At 43.7% G+C, this 16,391-nt stretch carries 19 protein-coding genes and 1 pseudogene; 5 read left to right on the forward strand and 15 right to left on the reverse strand.

Annotation, left to right across the window (positions count from 1 at the left end; genetic code table 11):
* Positions 1 to 50: 50 nt before the first annotated feature.
* On the forward strand, positions 51 to 1,493 hold the full coding sequence (locus ACXJGZ_RS06325) for an NAD(P)H-hydrate dehydratase (protein WP_456398677.1): 1,443 nt from the start codon (positions 51 to 53) through the stop codon (positions 1,491 to 1,493).
* Positions 1,494 to 1,559: 66 nt separating this feature from the next.
* Here the strand turns inward: ACXJGZ_RS06325 and ACXJGZ_RS06330 are convergent, their stop codons facing one another.
* The 12 genes from ACXJGZ_RS06330 to ACXJGZ_RS06385 form a co-directional block, all read right to left on the reverse strand.
* Positions 1,560 to 2,129 (reverse strand): ArsR/SmtB family transcription factor, encoded by a 570-nt coding sequence (locus ACXJGZ_RS06330; protein ID WP_293255578.1) that lies wholly within the window; start codon positions 2,127 to 2,129, stop codon positions 1,560 to 1,562.
* Positions 2,130 to 2,135: 6 nt separating this feature from the next.
* Positions 2,136 to 2,441: a DUF211 domain-containing protein gene (locus ACXJGZ_RS06335; RefSeq protein WP_293255580.1), complete on the reverse strand. Its 306-nt coding sequence runs from the start codon at positions 2,439 to 2,441 to the stop codon at positions 2,136 to 2,138.
* Positions 2,442 to 2,467: 26 nt separating this feature from the next.
* Entirely contained in the window at positions 2,468 to 3,052 is a 585-nt protein-coding gene (locus tag ACXJGZ_RS06340) for a winged helix-turn-helix domain-containing protein (RefSeq protein WP_293255583.1), read from the reverse strand.
* A gap of 65 nt (positions 3,053 to 3,117) precedes the next feature.
* Complete coding sequence (locus tag ACXJGZ_RS06345; RefSeq protein WP_456321963.1) at positions 3,118 to 3,792, reverse strand: eL43 family ribosomal protein; 675 nt, start codon at positions 3,790 to 3,792, stop codon at positions 3,118 to 3,120.
* Positions 3,793 to 3,821: 29 nt separating this feature from the next.
* A complete protein-coding gene (locus tag ACXJGZ_RS06350) occupies positions 3,822 to 5,507 on the reverse strand; it encodes an ATP-dependent DNA ligase (RefSeq protein ID WP_293255588.1) in 1,686 nt (561 codons plus the stop codon).
* A gap of 129 nt (positions 5,508 to 5,636) precedes the next feature.
* Positions 5,637 to 6,563, reverse strand: coding sequence for a pantoate kinase (locus ACXJGZ_RS06355; RefSeq protein WP_456398665.1), 927 nt, complete (start codon positions 6,561 to 6,563; stop codon positions 5,637 to 5,639).
* Between the two features lie 4 nt (positions 6,564 to 6,567).
* Complete coding sequence (locus ACXJGZ_RS06360; RefSeq protein WP_456398667.1) at positions 6,568 to 7,497, reverse strand: hypothetical protein; 930 nt, start codon at positions 7,495 to 7,497, stop codon at positions 6,568 to 6,570.
* Positions 7,451 to 8,389 carry a DNA-methyltransferase gene (locus ACXJGZ_RS06365; protein WP_456321960.1) on the reverse strand — a complete coding sequence of 313 codons (939 nt, stop codon included), beginning with the start codon at positions 8,387 to 8,389 and terminating at the stop codon, positions 7,451 to 7,453. The genes ACXJGZ_RS06360 and ACXJGZ_RS06365 overlap by 47 nt, the downstream gene beginning before the upstream one ends.
* Complete coding sequence (locus ACXJGZ_RS06370) at positions 8,376 to 8,651, reverse strand: hypothetical protein (protein ID WP_456398669.1); 276 nt, start codon at positions 8,649 to 8,651, stop codon at positions 8,376 to 8,378. Before ACXJGZ_RS06370 ends, ACXJGZ_RS06365 begins: the two co-directional genes overlap by 14 nt.
* Positions 8,652 to 8,733: 82 nt before the next feature.
* Positions 8,734 to 10,332 (reverse strand): Na+/H+ antiporter NhaC family protein, encoded by a 1,599-nt coding sequence (locus ACXJGZ_RS06375; RefSeq protein ID WP_456398671.1) that lies wholly within the window; start codon positions 10,330 to 10,332, stop codon positions 8,734 to 8,736.
* Positions 10,333 to 10,684: 352 nt separating this feature from the next.
* Positions 10,685 to 11,272 (reverse strand): type-4 uracil-DNA glycosylase, encoded by a 588-nt coding sequence (gene udg / locus ACXJGZ_RS06380; protein ID WP_456321957.1) that lies wholly within the window; start codon positions 11,270 to 11,272, stop codon positions 10,685 to 10,687.
* Complete coding sequence (locus ACXJGZ_RS06385) at positions 11,241 to 11,630, reverse strand: hypothetical protein (protein WP_293257489.1); 390 nt, start codon at positions 11,628 to 11,630, stop codon at positions 11,241 to 11,243. The genes udg and ACXJGZ_RS06385 overlap by 32 nt, the downstream gene beginning before the upstream one ends.
* Before the next feature lie 169 nt (positions 11,631 to 11,799).
* Here ACXJGZ_RS06385 and tes point away from each other — a divergent pair, with 169 nt between their 5' ends.
* On the forward strand, positions 11,800 to 13,545 hold the full coding sequence (tes, locus tag ACXJGZ_RS06390; protein ID WP_456398674.1) for a tetraether lipid synthase Tes: 1,746 nt from the start codon (positions 11,800 to 11,802) through the stop codon (positions 13,543 to 13,545).
* A gap of 12 nt (positions 13,546 to 13,557) precedes the next feature.
* Positions 13,558 to 13,839: a DUF3213 domain-containing protein gene (locus ACXJGZ_RS06395; RefSeq protein ID WP_293257495.1), complete on the forward strand. Its 282-nt coding sequence runs from the start codon at positions 13,558 to 13,560 to the stop codon at positions 13,837 to 13,839.
* Here ACXJGZ_RS06395 and ACXJGZ_RS06400 read toward each other — a convergent pair.
* From ACXJGZ_RS06400 to ACXJGZ_RS06410, 3 genes are read right to left on the reverse strand one after another with little or no spacing between them, the layout of a single operon-like run.
* On the reverse strand, positions 13,836 to 14,150 hold the full coding sequence (locus ACXJGZ_RS06400) for an ArsR/SmtB family transcription factor (RefSeq protein ID WP_456398679.1): 315 nt from the start codon (positions 14,148 to 14,150) through the stop codon (positions 13,836 to 13,838). The two genes, ACXJGZ_RS06395 and ACXJGZ_RS06400, sit on opposite strands and share 4 nt — an antisense overlap.
* A 15-nt stretch (positions 14,151 to 14,165) precedes the next feature.
* Entirely contained in the window at positions 14,166 to 14,396 is a 231-nt protein-coding gene (locus ACXJGZ_RS06405; RefSeq protein ID WP_456321955.1) for a hypothetical protein, read from the reverse strand.
* Complete coding sequence (locus ACXJGZ_RS06410; protein ID WP_456321954.1) at positions 14,393 to 14,875, reverse strand: hypothetical protein; 483 nt, start codon at positions 14,873 to 14,875, stop codon at positions 14,393 to 14,395. Before ACXJGZ_RS06410 ends, ACXJGZ_RS06405 begins: the two co-directional genes overlap by 4 nt.
* 140 nt (positions 14,876 to 15,015) lie before the next feature.
* On the opposite strand from ACXJGZ_RS06410, the gene ACXJGZ_RS06415 reads away from it, so the two are divergent.
* Positions 15,016 to 16,032 carry a helix-turn-helix domain-containing protein gene (locus ACXJGZ_RS06415; RefSeq protein ID WP_456321953.1) on the forward strand — a complete coding sequence of 339 codons (1,017 nt, stop codon included), beginning with the start codon at positions 15,016 to 15,018 and terminating at the stop codon, positions 16,030 to 16,032.
* 132 nt (positions 16,033 to 16,164) lie between these two features.
* Positions 16,165 to 16,391: pseudogene (locus ACXJGZ_RS06420) on the forward strand (extracellular solute-binding protein); the annotation flags it as partial.

The raw sequence follows: 16,391 nt of genomic DNA on the forward strand, positions 1-16,391 counted from the left end.
GGACAAAAAGTCCTTAACCTTCTTTCTCCAAGTTTCCTACGGTGATGCCCATGAAAATTGAAGACGTTTACATTTGGGATATAAACGCTAAGTGGCTTGGAATCTCTCCGTTTCAGCTCATGGAAAATGCCGGTGCCGGTGTGGCAAATATAATTGAAGAAAAGTTTGGAAAAGGACTTAAAGTGGCAATATTCTGTGGAACAGGAAACAATGGAGGAGATGGCTTTGTTGCAGCTAGGCATTTAAGCTTTGAAAACGATGTTACAGTTTTTTTGGTCGGCGATGAGGTGAAAATCAGGAGCGAAGAGGCAAAGCACAACTGGGAAATTCTCAAGAAGCTCGATTTTGTAAAGATTAAAGTTCTTAAAGACTCAAGTCAAATAAAAGCTCTGGATTTGAAAGGTTTTGATATCATAGTTGATGCTTTACTCGGCGCGGGAACTAGGGGAGAGCCGAGAGAGCCAATAAGGAGCGCTGTTGAGAAAATCAATGAATATTCTGGAAAAGCTAAGATAGTTAGCGTTGATCTGCCGAGCGGTTATCCTTCGAGTGTTAGAGTAAATTGCGACTTTGCGGTAACTTTCCAATGGGACAAAGAGGAATACGAAGGTTTTGAAAGGATAATAGCTAAGATTGGTTATCCCAAAGAGCTCTACCATTTAGTTGGTCCTGGAGATGCAAAGTTTGCGTTAAGGAAAAAAGGAGAGCATAAAGGTCAAAATGGCAAAGTTTTGATAATCGGAGGAAGCGAGAACTACTTTGGAGCACCTTATTTAGCTTCAAAAGCTGCTTCCTATTTAGTTGATCTCGTTTATCTAGCAATGCCTGAAGAAAGTGCGGGGAGAATAAACGACCCAGACTTAATCTTGAGACCCGTTAAGGGCAAGAACTTCTCAAAAGAGCACCTGGAGGAAGTCTTGGCTTTAGCAGAAAAGGCTGATGCCGTAGCAATTGGAATGGGAATTGGATTGAGTGAGGAGACCAAAGAATTTGTAAGAGAATTCGTTAAGCACTGCAAGAAGCCAATGGTAATTGATGCTGACGCTCTCAAGGTTATAGCTGAGGATCTGAGCGTTTTAAGGGATAAAACTTTTGTTTTAACTCCACATGCTGGGGAATTCAAGATTCTCTTTGGTGAAAAGCCTGAGGGGAGCTTAGAGAAGAAAGCAAAGCTCGTCACCGAGAAGGCGAGAGAAATCAACGGCACAATCTTGCTCAAAGGAGCTTATGATATAATAAGCGATGGGAAGACTTGGAAGTACAATAAAACGGGCAACAGGGGGATGACGACGGGCGGAACGGGAGACGTTTTAGCTGGCATTATTGGGGCCTTGCTTGCTCTGGGAAACGATCCGTTTAGGGCGGCTTCAGTCGGAGCTTTCCTTAATGGATTAGCGGGAGATATGGTGAAGGAAGAGATGGGAGAGAATTTCACTGCGCTGGAGGTTGCGAAAAAAGTTCCACTAGCAGTTAAGTGGGTGATGGAGTTCTAAATTTCATTTTTCCCGTTTTTCTTCTGGTACAAACTCGATAGAGCATGCAGGGGATGTTAGGTTCAATCACATGTCATCCAGCTTCAAAAGCTCCCTTAATTTTTTTGCCTCTTCCTGCAGCTTGGGGGAGTTTATTAAAACGAGGAGATTCATGAGGTGTATAAACTCAACTGGGTTTATATCGATGCCTTCCAGCCGTTTAATGAGATCCCTTGAAAGGGCTTCAAAATTACTTAGGAAGGTCTTTATAATCTCTACAAACATGTCTTTGTCTTCAATTTCAAATCCCGCGCTTGTAAATAGGTTATAGAGAGTCTCCGCCTCCTGAAAGTGTATAACGTCCATGATTGGAGTCACCAGATCTCCTTCCCGGGAAGGGGCTATGAGGAATATCCTAGCAGTCCTTCGATAGAGCTTTTCATTCCCTTCCTTTCTCACTGCCTTTATGAATCCCGCACTTTCCAGAAGATTTAGGTGCCGGTATATTGTTGAGACATCCTTTTTTAGCATAATACTGAGCTCGGAGGCTGCCATCGGGCGTTCCCTGAGCAAATTAACTATCTCAAGCCTAGTTCTATCCGCAAGTAACTTGATCTTTTCCGGATCAGTAATAATAAGAACTTCCTTCATATCCATCTACTCTCAATATTCCTCAAGTCTATCTTGAGGCGTCTCACTCTCTTCTATAATCCTCTTCCCGGCAGCAACCATGTCTATGCTGTGCACGACCCCCCCGAATTCTTCTATGGTCCTGACAATCTCTTCATAGTCCAGGTTATCTCCAACTATCGTTATCTTGATGTTCTCCGTCTCCTTGTCTATTTCCACGAGGGTTATGTTAACCCCGTCAACCCCCTTAAGCTCGCTCAATCCCAAGGCGAGCTCCGTCACCATGGGCTGATGGGGTTTTAAAACATCCAGTACCAGCAATCTAATCCCTTTCGCCATAATCCTCCCTACTCCCAAATCAAATTTTAATTATTTCTCTCAAGTATCCCACCGAGCTTTTTAAGAAGCTCGAGTGTTTCCTCATCCCTTCCAAGCTCAGCTATTGAGAGCCAGTCTATAGCATGGATTATGTCCTCGTTGGAGAAGTCCTTTAAAGCCTCCTCCTTCTCCTCAATCATCTTAGAAATACGTGTTTTACTCTCATGCTCCTTCTCCAGAATCCTGTCCATTATATCCAAGAGCTCATCCTCATTGAACTCAAAGCCAAGTGCTTTGAAAATCTCCAGCTTTGTCCTGAGCCTTGCCCTTGCCATATAGCGCAGTTCCTCATCACCGAGGTAGAGGTTTATGTAAAAGGCATCTGCGGTTCTACCGTAGTACTTCTCCACAAGGTTCCCCTTCATCTCCGTCCTCTTAACCTCAACGAGTCCTGCCTCTTTCAGCTTCTCAACATGATGGTAGATGGTCTGGGGCGTCTTCTTCAATATCTCAGAGAGCTGGGAGATCGTCATCTCCCTATCCCTCAAAAGCCTTAAAATCTGTCTCCTGGTATCTTCAAGCATCAGCTTAATTACCTTCGGGTCTGTAATGACCTTAACCTTCCTCTTCATATCGACCACCCAATTTTAACGCTCTAATTAGAATTTTAACGTTATGCAATATAACCTTTTCCATTTCAGAAGGCGGCTTCTTCTCCCTCTGCCGCTTCTTCGATGACTTCCGCAAAGTTCTCCTCACCAACAAACGTGAAGCCACACGTATCGCATTTTAGAGAATAGCCTTCTCTTCTCAGAGGTGAGAAACAAACCGGACAGCGGTATTCTTTCTCATTGAGTTCATCAAAAAGCTCATCCAGCATGACGAGGAGCTTCAAGTCACTCTCCCAATCCTCATGCACCATTCCCCAGTAGGGAACGCTCATGGGATAATCATCCTCTAGGATGAGGGGATTTATTCCAAGGCTCTTAATGCCGCGAGGAAGCTTTTGGGCAGGCTCAATTGAGACGACAAACTGGTTGTAAAACTCCAGATATTGAGCTCTAACCGTCATAGCTGAGGAGATCCTCCTCTTCAGTGGGTATATTTGGAGAAAGAGGGAATCATGAAATGGATCATGGGAAACTGTTATACCCACATTCCTGTTGGCGAAGAATTGAGTAAGCTCTTCCCCTCTCTCCTCACCCATGAATTTAAAGTTGAGCTTTTTAAGAGAGCGGGAGAAGAATATGGGCTTTGGGAGCACTCCTTCATTAACCAGATGCTCACCTATCCAGCCAGCCAGAGCCATCGAGTAACCCACAAATGTCTGCTTGTAAATGCGAAGATAGGCTATGCTGGGCACTAATTTCATCGTCCTCAAGTTATATGTGCATTTTTGGTTTATACCTTTTTCCCTCTCATTCTCTCCTGCAGGGTGTACAGCTGGGCGACTTTGTCCAGAGTATCGGCTTCCTCGGGACTTTTATCCTCCCTGAGGGACACGTAGCGCGGGAATCTCAAAGCAAAGCCGCTCTCGTACTTCGGGCTCTTCTGTATTTCCTGATATGCAATCTCCACGACAATCTTGGGCTCTATTTTAACCTCCTTACCGTGCTCCTCCATCACGAGAGGCTTCAGCATCTCCGTAAATTTCACAAGGTCCTCATCCGTAAAGCCGCTTCCAACTTTGCCCACGGGTACAAAGTCACCGCGCTCAGCATCATACGCCCCCAGAAGGTACGAGGCGAATACATGGGCCCTCCTTCCCTCACCCCACTCTGCTCCGATGATGACCAAGTCGAGATTCTCCATGGTGGGCTTTATCTTAAGCCATTTCTTTCCCCTGTTACCGGGTTCATAAATGGAGTCCAAACGCTTCGCCATGAGCCCTTCATGTCCCATCTCAAGGGCTTCCCTGTAAAAGCGCTCGGCTTCCTCTTCATTCCCTGTGACAAGCTTGAGTGCCAGCTTTATGCCCTCTCCTTCCTCAACGACGCTTTCGAGTATTCTTCTTCTATCACTGAGCGTCTTCTCAATCATGCTCTCCCCGTTCACATAGAGGATGTCAAAGAAATTCAGCTCAAGGGGAATACGCTCTATCATCTCGTCTATGTTGTATTTGCGTCTGAAACGCCTTAAAACAAACTGGAAAGGCCTCGGTCTTCCATTCTCACCGACTGCCACGAGCTCACCTTCAACTATAACTTTCTCGGGCTTTAGATGGGCTCTAACCTGATCCACGACGTCGGGTATTGACCTGGTAACGTTCTCGAGCCTTCTTGAATATATTATAACCCTGTCCCCATCCTTATGAACCTGAACCCTCGCCCCATCGTATTTGATCTCGAACTCTGCCTCTCCTCCCATTTCCCTGAGGGCGTCTTTAACTCCCGCCGCCTGCTGGGCGAGCATTGGGCGGATGGGCTTTCCTACCTGCATCTCAACCCTTGAAAGGCCTTCATTTCCCTCAAGCTTGGCAATCCTAGCTACATGGCCAAAGTCGCTCGTGAGCATGAATGCCCTTTCTACAAGGGGGACATCCACCCTGAAAGCCTCTCCAAGAGCATCCCTTAAGAGACCCTCGGCGACCCCGGTTCTCATTGTTCCCAGAATGGTCCTAGCCAGATACTTCCCCTCCTCCGGCTTTGCATCCATAAAAAGATTTGCCAGGAGTTTGAGCTTCCTGTCCTGGCTTCTCTCTCCCTGAGTCTCCGCAACCTTAACGAGGGTCGAATAAACGCGTTCTATCTTAAGGGGCTGTGAGAAGAAGCTTCTCTGCTTCTTTCTCTTTAAAGCAAGGGCTATGCTTTCTCCAAGATCCCCTGTATCCTTAATTGAATTCTCAATTTCCCTGGCATCTATACCCGTGCTCATGGAAACTGCCCTTATGAGAAGCTTCTCACCCACTCCGAGCTCACGCTCATCCCAGTCCGGAAAGACCTTGCCCAGAATGAGGTATGGAATTATCTCAAGGAGATCTGGATCCTCAACTTTTCTTAGAAATTCCGCAACAAGCCTCGTTTTAAGAGTCTTTAAAGTTGTCTTCTCCAGACGGCTGTAGAGTTCAGCAAGTTCGGCATATAACATCTCTCACCACCAGCATATTTAGAGCAGAAGAGGATAAAAGGTTAACCAACCATGTGTCCAAGATTGCTTGGTGTTTACTACATGGCTTCAGACGCTCAAACAATGCAAAACTTCAAACAAACATGTACCTCATAGATAACTCTTAGACACACTCCCAAACCATCTTCCAACTTCGGGTTTTCCCTTCCAAACTTCACAGATCTCGTAGCGTTCTATTGAAAGCTCGTCCAGAGTCTCCTGAGCCTTTGGGATCTCATTCCCCCTTAAAAAGGCGAACAGACTTTTTCCAAGCATCACCATTGAGCTCGGGAGCTTTATGACCTTATCAAGTTCCCTTGCAATCTCCAAAAGCTCTCCCTCAAGGAGCCCGGTATTCTCAGCAAATTCTCTCGATAGCCGCATCATATTCTCCACATTGGGAGCCATGAGGAGTTTCTCAAGAGCTTTCATGCCTTCTCTCTCAATCAGCTTAATCATATCACCCTCGAGAACCTCCCTCGTGGAGAGCCTTCCTAACGGAACCGCCAGAACCTTGTAATCCTCAAAAAAGATATTGTCAACAACACCGACTCCGGGAGCACCTTCTTTGATCCTTATCTCAACTCCCCCCGTGAGCTGGGCTATAACGTCTCCAAGACCGCCCCTGTTGAGAACCTCATGCTTGTGTGCTATCTGAGCCGCTTGGAGCATTGTCTTATTTTTAAAGGCATACGAAAGTGCCAGGGCGGTCCCAAGTGCACCTCCTCCACTGTTTCCAAACCCATAACCATTTGGAAAATCAAAGTACTCCCAGATCTCAACTTCTCCAGGGAAATCTCTTGGAACTATCTCTTCAGCAACGGAATAGCTTATTACAGCGCTCTTTCTTTTTACAGGTTTGCCGTTAAATGCCACGCGAACCTGCCTTTCAACGCCCTCTTCAATACCCGCAATGATCGTTATTCCCCTATTTAAATTCACCCCTGCTCCAAGGGATCCCGCCAAAAGATAGTTTTCATTAAACCTCGGCACAAAAAAAGCGGTTATGTGGGATGGTACAAATGCTCTCACCAGCATCCTCTCACCTCACCCTGTAACTAAACACGAGAAATTCTCCATCATTTCTGTGTTTTATTTTATGTTTTTGTATCCGCATCTCTCTCTTCTTTATAATGTCCTCCACAATCTTTGCCTCACCATCAGCTTTGATTATTAAATTAAAGGTCTTTTCCGGTATTCCATACTCCCTCCAGTGAGGATTCCCTTCTTTCGTTGCTTCGGCCATTATCCTTAATCTCGGCTTTATTGAAGCATTGGTTATATCCTGGGAGAAGGATATGAGGATATGATCCGTTAGATATCGAAACACTTGTCTAGCATCCTCTCTGATATTATCGGGGATTTCATATTCTCCAGCATGCCTGTCAAATATATTTTGAAACATGGAGGGTATTAATTCCCTCTCCGGAATGGTTTCAAAAAATGCTCCGTCAACGATAGAAACCCTGATTTTGTCCTGATGCTTTTTATGGGTTCTAATCATGTAAAAACACTTGCGTTTGTATATCCTCCACTCTGCATTTTTTGAATTCTCATCCAGAAGTTCAGCTATCTTAATTACCGTTTTCCCTTTTTGACCATTTAACCTTTCAATTTCCTTCAACGTCTTATACTCGGTTGGTATTGTGGAGTTGAATGATGCGATGTTGCCTCCCTGGGCATCCTTTAGCTCCAGTATCTCCCCTCCCACCAGCTGGCCGTTGTTAACTCTAGATTTAAACATGAAATCGGGAAACGCCTGCGAGTTGGTATACAAATTTTTAAGCCCCAATTTCTGTTTTAGTCTTTCATCGGAGGGCTTTAGCTTTTTCCAGACATCGAATCCCAGATCATGCGCTGTTTTTCTACCATCCACGTAAGCCAAATCCGAAAGGGAGGAGGTGAGAATAATCTTCTCTAATCCATCATGTAGACTGATTTTCCCTGACTCCAGCAGTTCCACCGTCTTCATGAATGTTTCCACTATGTTGGGATAGCTCAACATCGAGAAGTGTCTTTTGTTTGGGAGCTTTTAAAGGTTTTTCATGAACTGGCCATATTTTATCCAAATCTTCTGTAAATCTGTAATACTCTCTGTATCTCCCCACATCATCCGCCTTCCTGAGTTTTGAAAGCCTATTCTTGATGATTTCCACATAGTGCGGGTCAATTTCAATCCCGATGTAATGCCTTTTCAGCTGTTTTGCAACCACCAAAGTGGTTCCCGTCCCTGCAAAGGGATCCAAAACTACATCCCCTGGCATCGTTGAAGAGAGTATAATCCTTAAAAGCAAAGCCACCGGCGACTGCTGTAGATGGAGCCTCTTACCGCTTTTATCCCTGATTGGCTCATCACCGGCAAAATAGCCCGATGTGAGCTCTCTAATATCCTCCCAAACATCATGAATATACATGCCATTCTCTCTTGGATACTTGTGCCATGGAGCTAAAGGATAATCCGCCCTTAATTTATTGAACACCCTTGGCTTCTTCCCTTTTGTGGCAAAAGCTATTATCTGATATGCCTTATTAAATCTGTATTTCTGGGGAACGGCAGATGCCATTTTCTTCCATATTATTAGATTTTGAAGAGTCCACCCAGCCTCTCTGAGAATCTTTAAAACCCACTCCGTGTTTTTCTCCCTCTGCATGAAATAAATTGCCCCTCCATCTTCCGTAATTTTGTAGATTTCATAAACCACCTCTTCCATCCATCCCCAGTATTCTTCATCACTTAATTTGTCGTTAAAAAAGCGATATTCTTTTCCCTGATTAAACGGAGGATCGAGGAAGCTTAAATGAATCCCCTTGAGTTTTGGTATCCATTCCAAGCAATCTCCAAGAATTATTTCATCGATTATCATTGTCACCACCCTCTTTATCCAATTCAAAAAATTCCCTGTCATATTGTGGTTCAAACTCCGGGTATGTCTCCCTAACAAGTCTAATGGCATATTTCAAACATTCTTCCTTGTTTCTAAACCTTGGTTTTTTCCCCAAACTGTTGAGTCGAGCATTCCAATAGACCATTCTCAGCATGTTCTGAGCTTCATTCCCTCGGGGAATATGATCCAGCTCCTCTTTTACCTTTCCTCTTATCTCTTTAAGCTTTTGTATTCCATTCATGATAGGTAGATAGGTAGGTAGATATATAAGGTTTTTGGGTAAGGCTCTTCAAGGAGGAAGAATAGATAAAAATAAAGGGGAATCACTCCTCAACAACATAAATTGGCACTTTTCCATGTGGAATTCCATATTTCTTGCCGTACCACTCGCTTAGGACATACCATGCAGCTATTAAGAGTACTGTACCTATTGGAAGTAAAATTGGCCAGCTGTGAACCCCTATTGCGAATAGGAGGTAAAGTATTATTCCACTCCCAGCCGCTGTTACTGCATATGGAATCTGAGTGTTCACGTGGTCTATGTGGTCGCTTCCTGAGAACATTGAACTCATAATTGTAGTATCACTTATCGGCGAACAGTGGTCACCGAAAATACCACCAGCAAAAACTGCGCCTATTGATGCATATAGTACTGGGCCAATTTCCCCACCTGTAATTTGGTATGCCAACGGGATTGCAATTGGCATTAAAATGCCGAATGTTCCCCATGAAGTCCCTGTTGTGAATGAGATGAACATTGCAACCAAGAATACAATCATTGGAACTATACCTGCTGGAACGTTTGCACTGGTAGCTAAATTCACCACATAGTCTGCTGTTCCAACAGCACTTGTAGCACTTTTAATGCTCCATGCAAGGACTAAGATTGCACTTGCCATCATCATCTGTTTCATACCTTGTACAATTGCAGTTTCAGTTTCCTCAACTGTCATTTGTCTCCTTCCAAGAATTAGGACTAATCCTACTAATACCATGCTGAATGAACCCCATAGGAGTGCAGTGGCCGCATCAGAGTTTGAAAGTACTCCCATTAAGCCCTCTTCTGCATAAGTTGCGCCTCCACCACCAGTGTACCACATTCCATAGAGTGTTATGAAGACAAGGCTCAGGATCGGTAGAATGAAGTTCCATATGTCTCCACCTTCTTTCGGTGCTCCAAGATCGACTTCAGTTGTCATCAATGGTTTTGCTCCGTCGCGGAGAACCTTGCCAGTTGTTCTGGCTCTGTACTCGGCATGAAGCATTGGGCCATAATGTCTATGGGTGTAAGCGACAATAAACACCAGTATTATAGCCAAGATTGAATAGAACCTGTATGGAACGCTAGAAAGCCATGCTGCATATGAACCAAGTGTAATCCCAAGTTCATCAAAGGATTCACCGATAAGTCCTATCTCATAACCAATCCATGTAGAGACAATTGCTAATCCTGCTACAGGTGCTGCGGTTGAATCATCAATATAGGCGAGCATCTCTCTCGAAACTCTTGCTCTGTCAGTTATTGGTCTCATTGTGTTACCCACTATGATGGTGTTAGTATAATCATCAAAGAACACAAGGATACCAAGAAGCCATCCAAGCACTGAAGCTGCTCTGCTACTGTGCATTCTCTTTGTTAATGCCCTTGCGATTGCATGAGCGCCTCCCGATTTGTAAATCAATCCAACACCCGCACCAATCAGGAAGTCAAAAACCAATATCGTGGCGTTCCAGCTGTCTGTTACGTTCTCAATAACCCATTGCCAAGTTGTTATGGTGCCTGTTAGTGGATTCCATCCAGAGGCCATAACTCCACCAATCCATACACCAGCAAACAGGGCAAACAACACCCTTTTTGACCATACAGCCAATATAATAGCCACCAGCGGCGGCAGCAAAGACAATATACCGAAATCACTCATACATTTGACACCTCCAAACCTTTAGAGATAAGCCGCGGCCATTTTCTCATTCGAATGCAATATAAATCTTTCGTAATTTTTTAGGTCATTTTGACAATTTCCGAAATTTTTCCACGAACGCTCCCGAAGCACTGAAGTGCTACTGTTTAAATCCTGCACCTGCTGGATGTCTATGGTATTTATAGTACTATCAAGTTCATTAATGCGCTCTTATTTCATAAAAACCTTTCCCAAAAAAAGCAGTTCAGCATACTTAAAACGGGCGAAAAACTTTTGTATGAGCTTTTTCAACATAGAAAAGTATTCAATAGATGAATGAAATTTTAACAAATCTCCAAAATATGGCAGAAAATTAAGATATACCATCTATCAATTCCCTTATCTTCCGAAAGTCCTTCTCAAGCTCTTCTTTCATTGCGGGTCTGTAAAGGGCGACTGCCGGATGATACATTGGCATTATGATAATTCTGCCGAAGAGGGTTCTCGCTTCAAACATCTTCCCATGTATCCTGCTTATAGGCTCCACATCAAAGCCAAATTTCTTAAGTATGTATGCCATGGAATGCCTGCCCAAGGGTATTATTACTCTGGGTCTTATAATATCAATCTGGAGATCCAGATAAGGAGAGCAGGTCCTTATCTCCTCCTCCGTAGGGTCTCTGTTGTTTGGGGGACGGCACTTCACAATGTTCGTAATGTAAACATCTTCCCTATCCAATCCAATACTCTCCAAAAGCTCATCCAAAATCCTTCCCGCCCTTCCAACAAAGGGTAAACCCTTTTGGTCTTCCCAGTAACCAGGTGCCTCCCCCACAAACATTATCTTGGAACTGTAATTCCCCGCCCCGGGCACGGCATTCGTTCTTAGTTCGCCGAGAGGACATTTTTTGCAGTTCCTTATCCTTTCCTCAAGCCTTCTTAGCTGCTCTTCTCTTCCCACGACCAACACTCTCCAGAGTTGATTGAGCGAGGTATGCGGTTAAAAGCTCCTTCCATGCAGTATAGTATCCCCTTTCATAATCATCTCTAAATTCCTGGGACGCTATACCTTCGAAATTCTCCAGAAGTTCCTTAGCCTTTTCCCTGTCAAATTCGTTTATGAGCTTGAAGATAAGTGAATCTCCCTCATTGTCCTTCAGGGCACTTACAAAGCCCTCAATAGCCCTGCTGTATCCCTTACCCCATTCATCCTCACCCACAATCCTTTCCAGCTTGTCCAGGTGGGCACGGGCTTTTGAGAAATCCCTCCTGAGGAGAGAGCGCACAAACATCTCCATTCTCATCTCCCTTGCAGGCACGTTTCACCACCAGCTTATTTGATGCTTGCATTCTTTTTAACACTTTTTAATTTGGCTCATGGAAAGGTGATATCCACAATCATGAGCACCCCCTATGAAAGTAAATCTTCATATTTACGCAAAAGTTTTTATACCCTTTATTTGTAACAGTGAATCAGAGGTGATAAGTATGGAGAACGCGGGCGAGACTCCAAGCGGCGAAAAAGAATTTGCACAGTCAACGAAACACATCCGGGAAATCATTGAGCATCCTGAGATCAGCGAGGAGGAATTCAGGGAAATGCTCAAGAGTGCGCCCTTTGGATATACAAAGGGTTTACCCTACAAAACATATTCCATATGTCCCGAAACGAGGAGCATAGTTCAAGCTCTCGTCTGGGAAAAGAATGGAATGGTTTGGATAACCAAGAAATGTCCCGAAGGCATGCTTACGGAAGTTTATTATGAAGATGCTGACATGTTTAAGCGTTTTTCAAGATGGGCTTATGATTGGAAGCTTACCTCTTTTAACGTTGAGAACACGGGTGCAAACTGTCCCCTCGATTGCGGTTTGTGTCAGAGACACTACTCCCATACGAGCCTCCTTAACATTGTTTTAACGAATAGGTGTAATTTGTCGTGCTGGTATTGCTTTTTCTACGCCAAGGAAGGGCAGCCCATCTACGAGCCGACGCTTGACCAGATAAGGGTGATGCTCCGCAACGCCAAGAAGGAGCAGCCGATAGGCGCCAATGCTGTCCAGTTCACGGGCGGGGAGCCCACATTGAGGGATGATCTTATAGAGATAATAAAAATAGCGAAAGAGGAAGGTTACGATCACGTGCAGCTAAACACAGATGGCATAAGGCTCGCCTTTGAGCCTGAACTTGTTAAGAGAATAAGGGAAGCGGGAGTAAACACTTTATACATGAGCTATGATGGAATGACACCCCAGACGAACTGGAAGAACCATTGGGAAGTACCGTTAATTCTGGAGAACGTTAGAAGGGCGGGAGGACCTGGAATAGTCTTGGTGCCCACAACAATCAGAAATGTCAATGATCATGAACTTGGTGCCATGATTAATTTTGGTCTCAATCATCTCGACATCATAAGGGGAGTTAACTTCCAGCCCCTCTCAATGGTGGGGAGGGTTCCAACGAAGGAGCGTCAGAGATTCAGGATAACGATTCCCGGAGCAATAAAGAAGATAGAAGAACAAACAAACGGGAGTATTGCAAGGGATGACTGGTATGCTATTCCAATAGCGGGACATATTGCACGCTTTTTTGAGGAATTCACGGGCAAACGTTATTATATGACATCCCATTTTGCGTGCGGTGCTGCCACATACGTATTCCTCGATGGGGAGGAAGTAATTCCCATCCCAAGATTTATCGATGTCGAAGGGTTTGTGGAATTTCTAGAAGAGAAAGCAGAAGAGCTGAGCAACTGGAAGCGCCTCGGAAAGCTCCAGAAACTCAAAGTCGGGGGTGAGATCTTCCTCAAGTTCAAGAACTTCTACGACGAAAAATATGCTCCAAAAAGCTTCGATGTGCTCAGCATCATAAAGAACGCATTTGCCCGGGGTACCTATGATGCACTGGGTGAATTCCATCACAAGACGCTCTTCCTTGGAATGATGCATTTCCAAGACGAGTATAACTACGATGTGCAGAGGGTTGAACGCTGTGTTATCCATTATGCAATGCCCGATGGAAGAATTGTTCCCTTCTGTGCCTTCAATGTAATTCCAGAGCTGTATAGAGACAAAGTACAGGCACAGTTCAGCTATTCATGGGAGGAATGGAAAGCCCTTCACCCCGATTGGGATTACAAGAAGGACAAGTACATTAGAACCAAGGAATTCATAGAGAGGATGAAAAACAGTGAACTCTACAAGAAGACATACCTCAACCTTAAATGGTACTTCTGAGGAGGGAGGAGAATGGAGCTGACAAAGCTGGAGATGAGACTTAAAGTAGAGCCGAAAGAAGCTCAAAAGCTTCAATACGAGCTTTCAAAGAATCTTGCAACTTACAGGGTCTCGATAAATGGATACACGAAGAAGGCAATCATAATCTTTGATGAAAGCAGGCTCTCAAAAAAGGAGCTTTTGGACCTATTAAAAAACTATGAACCTGAAATAGCTGGAATGGAGCATCTGACGATAGAAGAACTCATTGAAAGCAGCATGAGCTGGAGGAATGTTCGAGGGATAGAAGGTTAAGGTTCCATCTCGCTTATTATTTTCTCCAGAATCTCCATCATGCACAGGTCTATGTTCTTGGTTTTATAGTACTTTCGAACTATCATTCTCTTTTCATCGAACTCCACTCTATATTCCAGAAGCCCGGTATTTGTTAGTTTTCTGAGATGTGAAATTAGGAGAGGTTTAGATATGCCTAATGCATCTCTCAATTGTTTACTGGTTTTTTCATCATTCAAACATAGAGAGAGTATTTTAAGCCGTATGGGGCTTGAAAGTGCCTTAAAGATATCCGCACTCCTCTGAGCAATGTCTTTTTCTTGTTGAGTAATATCGCATCCCCCATTTCATTCCTTAAACTCTTCTCTAAGCTCTCTAATCTCTTTTCTTAAAAGCCTAATCTCCTCGAGGAGCCTTTCCATAGTCTCTTCCATTTTTGGATTTGAAGATGAAGATGTGGGATGTTGGGAACTCGAATATCTAGTTATTAAGAACACAACCCCTGCTATAACTGCAATCAACACAAGCCACCCAAGGAATTCCATTCCCGGAGGAAGCGGCGGCATAGGCATTCTCATCCCTCCCTCATAATATCCTTTACCCCATGTAGGGCTTCTATAGCTAAATGTGCATAAACTTTACTCTCTTTGTATTTGCCAGCTTCATAAAGTTTCTCGGATTTTATGTAAAACTGTTTCGCCAAATCTTCAAGATCCCTAACTTCCTCTGTTGTCTGAGAGTTTGAAAGTATTTCATTAACTTCTTGGAATTCTATATATGCGTGCCATATTTCATCTTTAGCAATATTTTTTTCGGAAGGTGGGGCTGGCGGCTGGGGGGGTTGTGGAGCTTCTTGTGGGGGTGTTGGGGGCTCTGGAGCTTTAGATTCTTGAGGAGGGGAGTGTATGGGTTCCTGTGGAGCTTCTTGAGGGCTTTGCTGTGGTGGCTGTAAGGGAGGAAGTTCATCTCCACTAACAACAACAAAAGCCAGACCACTAACGGTAAGAATCAACAATAAAATACCTATTTTTTTGGATAGGTTCAACATGTGCTTCACCAGGTAAATATTTGTTTACCCAATATATAAATCTTTTGCTGAGAACTCTTGTGAATAAGTCTGTCTGATGATCTCTCATATTTTCCTCCCATAAAATATATATACGAAAAGTACTTATTCCTATCGCAGAGGCGATAAAGATGATTAGTGGTGAACTTTTATCCTCCTTCACCAAGCTGGGTTTTACAAAGTACGAAATACTGGCATACTGGAGTTTGCTGGTTTATGGCCCCAGCACTGCCAGAGAAATCTCCAAAAGAACAGGAATACCCTATAACAGGGTTTATGACACGATAGCCCTTCTAAAGTCGAGAGGTTTTGTAAATGAGATAAGAGGATCTCCAAAAGTTTATGTTGCCTTCAGCCCCAGGGTTGCTTTTTTGAGATTTGAAAAAGAGCTTGATGAACTGAAAGAGCGTCTTGAAAAAGAAGTTCAGGCTGCAAAAGTGGAAGATGTAAAAGCCGGCATATGGAGAACAGCTTCTTTAGATGAAGCAATTGAAATGGCAAGAGAGCTCATTGAAAATGCAAAAAATGAGGTGATTCTGGTTGCCCCTGAAAGGATAATTCCAATTATAAAAGATGATATCATATCCTCCCTTGAGAAAGGAGTAACGGTATCGTTATATCTTGGCAGAGAACTGGATCTATCTGAATTTGAAGGAGTGGGAAATTTCTTTGTGCGGCGCTTTGGTGGTTTGAGTCACTTCATCGGCATGAGCGATGGAAAAGAGGTCATCGACATCCAGAACTTAGGATTCAAGCCCAGAAACCCGCCAAGTTTCAAATCCACATATCCGGAGATAATATTCTCTCACTACACATTCATAAGAGAAGTTTTCAAGGAGTCCAGCTTGGTCTTGGAAGATGCCAATAAACCCAGTGATGTTCGCTTCTTTGCCATTTTCCATGCTGCAGACTTCATAAAACGCCATATAAACGAGGGGGTTATTTATGCAAAAGTTCTTGCAAAGAACTTAAAGACACTGGAGATTGAGGAGCTAGAGGGGAAAGTGGTGGGATATGCTGTTTCCTTTGATGCTCAGGTGGATAACATCGACATAGAAACGGGCAAAAGGCTCGTAAAGGTAGGAGGAATGTTTGCAGTTATAGAGGACTACGAGAGCACTCAAATGACTCTTTCTCTTCTAAAATGAATTTTATGTTCTCAATTTTTATGCTTCTCCTCTTCCTCTATGCAGTTAATGCTCGTCGATGGTATGGTTGCCATGCATAAAGTATATATACTTTTAGTATATACTCCCTCAAGAGATTTCGGAGGTGTTTCCATGAGTGGGAAAAAGGGCTTCATAGCCTTGCTTTTAGTTGGAGTTTTAGGCATTGCAGTAGTGGCAAGTGGATGTATTGGAGGCCAAAAGACTACTACCTCAAAGAAGACCCCATCAAAAACAGGTCAAAAAAAAGAAAAAATCACTCAAACAGAAACACAAAAAGAGACCGTTACAAAAACAAAGCCAGTAGAGCAGATTACTTTAAAAGTAATAGGCCCATGGTC

The organism is Palaeococcus sp. (in: euryarchaeotes), assembly GCF_053987695.1.